The organism is Gammaproteobacteria bacterium, from assembly GCA_013696315.1.
GTDB lineage: Bacteria > Pseudomonadota > Gammaproteobacteria > JACCYU01 > JACCYU01 > JACCYU01.
In genome coordinates, this window is sequence record JACCYU010000212.1 from 1 (window position 1) to 3,056 (window position 3,056).

The following is a 3,056-nucleotide window of genomic DNA, read 5'->3' on the forward strand; positions in this document are numbered from 1 at the left end:
GCCGCAAGCGCCACGCCGAACTCATTGCCTTGCTGGATGGCATCATCCATCATAAGAACGACCATGTGATCAGCATGGACATCGGCCCGGCGGACACCGTGAGGCCGCGCGTGGTGAGTCTCGGCAAAGAATTCCAGGCGGTCGCGAGGGAAGCGGTGATTGTCTGAAGACTGCGCCGTCGCAGCGCGAGCGCTGAGGTGGTGCAGATTTTTCAGGGCAGCGCTCGCGTTTATATAGTTCTTTGACAACTCGATACTTTTCACTTTTTCGACGATAGACAATGCCCGTTAAGCGTTAAAAAGGCGCTGGAAGTACCAGCGCTCGCGAACTGGCCTGCCAGATCAGTTGGAATGCGGCTTCCAGCGCGGCCTGTTATCCGCAGCGAAACGCTGCGGCCTCATTGAAGCGAGTGAAAGCCCGCAAACTGATCGACGCCATTCGCGGTTATCCGCAGCGAAACGCTGCGGCCTCATTGAAGCGTATCGGACGCCCAAGAGGGACCTCTCCCCTCCTCACGTTATCCGCAGCGAAACGCTGCTGCGCTCCGTGTCGGGAATTGGCCCAACGACGGCAGCGACCGTGATCGCGGCGCTGCCGGAACTCGGCAGGCTCATTCGCCGCGAAATCTGTGCGCTGGTCAACGTCGCCCCGATGAACCGCGACTCAGGGCAAATGCGCGGGCGACGCGCCATCACCGGCGGCCAAGGGCCAGGGTGCGGCATACGCTGCTAGCGCCATCGCCGTTCTCCATACCTGGCATGGCTCAGAAGATCGATGACATGCTTGAGCCCAATCGTTGAATGGGTTCGCAACAGCGCCAGGAAAGTCCCGCGGATTGCGCTCGGCGGAAAAAGGTCCAAGTTCGTATGGGCAACGGACGTCCCGATAAGTTGTTGAATAAGCTCACACTATTTAGAGGCCAAGCGGACTCATAATCCCTTGGTCCCAGGTTCGAGTCCTGGCGGGCCCACCAAACGAAGGCTTTGGCAAAATCGTCGACATCGCGCGCGACTTTACAGAGGACTCGATCGCTGATCGAGTCCTGGCCGAGCCACGTCGGGCGCGTGCCTGCAGGCTATCCCGGTATACTGCCCGTTACTTTTTTTCGGGTAACGCGATTTCGATTACTTCAAGTTGCACGTCGCCCGCCGGACGCCGCCATATGACCTCATCCGTCTCACGGGCGCCGAGCAAGGCCTTTCCCAAAGGCGAAACCCAGCTGATGAGACCTTGCGACACATCGGCTTCATCTTCACCCACCAGCGTATAATCGCGCTCCTCGCCATCCGGTGTTGCCACGCTCACACGTGTACCAAAAGTCACCTGCTCGGGCGCCTGCGTGGGCACCGGCACGAGTCTGGCCGACTCGATGCGCGCGGCGTAATAATCCATATCCCGCTCAACCTCCGCCAGCCGATCTCGCGCGCTAATCTCGTCGTGCACCTTCAGCGCGGATCGCTCCGTGGACAGTTCGGCAAGACGCGCTTCGAGTAAATTCAATCCGCGCGGTGTAACGTAGTTCGTTTCCCTACTGATCAGGCGCTCGGGCGGCGTGGCGCTGTCGGCGACAAGATCTTCATTGACAAAGGCCCGGCTCATATCAACCTCCTGTTGATTGGTAAAACAACAATTGCGCTTGATAGCGGAGTGATTCGACGCTTCAACAGATACCCCACACTTGGAGTTTAGCGCGTTGCGTCGTTAACCCCCAGACGGTATTGGAGCCGAACCGTCGCCAGCGCGTCCAGCAACTTATCTACGTGCGCGTCCGTGTGCATCGTCGACAACGTGATGCGTAGCCTTGCCGTGCCCTTCGGCACGGTGGGCGGCCGAATGGCGGTGGCGAGTATGCCTTGTGCCACCAGCGCTTCGCCGATGATCGTGGCGCGCGCTGCGTCGCCTATCAACAAGGGCTGGATCGGAGTTTCGGACTTGACCAGCGGCAAATCCAGCGCCGCCGCGCCGTTACGGAATCGGTTCACCAACTCGCGCAGCCGTTCCCGCCGCCACGAGTCCCGTTGCGCGATGCGCAACGCCGTGCGCGTCGCCTCGGCTATCGCGGGCGGCGGGGCCGTTGTGTAGACGTACGTGCGCGCCGCTTGAATGAGTATCTCTATCAGTGCCTCGCAACCGGCCACGAATGCGCCGAAAGTGCCGAACGCCTTGCCCAGTGTACCCATCAATATCGCCACCCGTGAGATGTCTATGCCGCAGTGCTCCAGTGATCCGCGGCCGCTTGCGCCCAGCACGCCGAGTCCGTGAGCGTCGTCTACCATCAGCCATGCATCATGTTGCATAGCGACATCTGCGAGTTCGGCAAGTGGCGCGATGTCGCCGTCCATGCTGAAGACGCCGTCGGTCACGATCAGCTTCTTGCCTTGCTCACGGATCGCAAGTTTGCGGCTTAGATTTGAAACGTCGCGATGCGGGTAGCGCATCAAACGCGCCCCGGACAACAGGCCCGCATCGATCAGGGAAGCGTGATTGAGTCGGTCTTCGAGCACACTGTCGCCGCGACTGACGAGCGTTGAGATCACACCGAGATTAGCCATATAACCGGTCGAGAAGAGCAATGCGCGCGCCCGCCCTGTGAACTCCGCGAGATCTTCCTCCAGCGCGTGATGCGCGCGCGTATGACCGTTGATCAAATGCGCCGCACCGCTGCCGACGCCGTATTCTTCAACCGCTTTCTTGAAGGCTGCGACCACGTCCGGATCATTCGCCAGCCCCAGATAATCATTACTGCAGAACGAGACCATGCGCCTGCCGTCGATGACCTGCTCCGGGCATTGTGGCCCTTCGGCGATGCGCCGCGCTCGATAAAGCCCAGTCGCACGGCGTAGCTCAAGTAAGGGTCTCAAATCTTTCAACGATCTTGTTCTAGCTCTGTTGTCGTAGGTCGCGTCGTTCGTACAAATGCAGCCAGGCCGATCGCCGATCCCCATCCCACAGACTATCATAAGCGGCTTTCACCAGGTCACCACCGTATTTCCGCTCCAGGCGCCGGATTACGAAATGTCCGCGCGCGATGTCCTGATAGTGGTCGATAAACAGCA

General features: G+C 59.8%; 3 protein-coding genes and 1 pseudogene. 2 read left to right on the forward strand and 2 right to left on the reverse strand.

The window, feature by feature from the left end:
• Nucleotides 1–167: CRISPR-associated endonuclease Cas2 (locus H0V34_12475; protein MBA2492464.1), on the forward strand; the 167-nt coding region annotated here is incomplete at its 5' end.
• Nucleotides 168–534: 367 nt separating this feature from the next.
• Nucleotides 535–705: pseudogene (locus H0V34_12480) on the forward strand (transposase).
• Nucleotides 706–1,095: 390 nt separating this feature from the next.
• Here the strand turns inward: H0V34_12480 and H0V34_12485 are convergent.
• Entirely contained in the window at nucleotides 1,096–1,599 is a 504-nt protein-coding gene (locus H0V34_12485; protein ID MBA2492465.1) for a GreA/GreB family elongation factor, read from the reverse strand.
• 86 nt (nucleotides 1,600–1,685) lie between these two features.
• Nucleotides 1,686–2,945, reverse strand: coding sequence for an 8-amino-7-oxononanoate synthase (gene bioF, locus H0V34_12490; protein MBA2492466.1), 1,260 nt, complete (start codon nucleotides 2,943–2,945; stop codon nucleotides 1,686–1,688).
• Nucleotides 2,946–3,056 lie beyond the last annotated feature (111 nt).

Coding starts and splice junctions, on each gene's coding strand:
- H0V34_12485 (MBA2492465.1), bottom strand. CDS start 1,599: ATGAGCCGGGCCTTTGTCAATGAAGATCTTGTCGCCGACAGCGCCACG.
- bioF (MBA2492466.1), bottom strand. CDS start 2,945: ATGGGGATCGGCGATCGGCCTGGCTGCATTTGTACGAACGACGCGACC.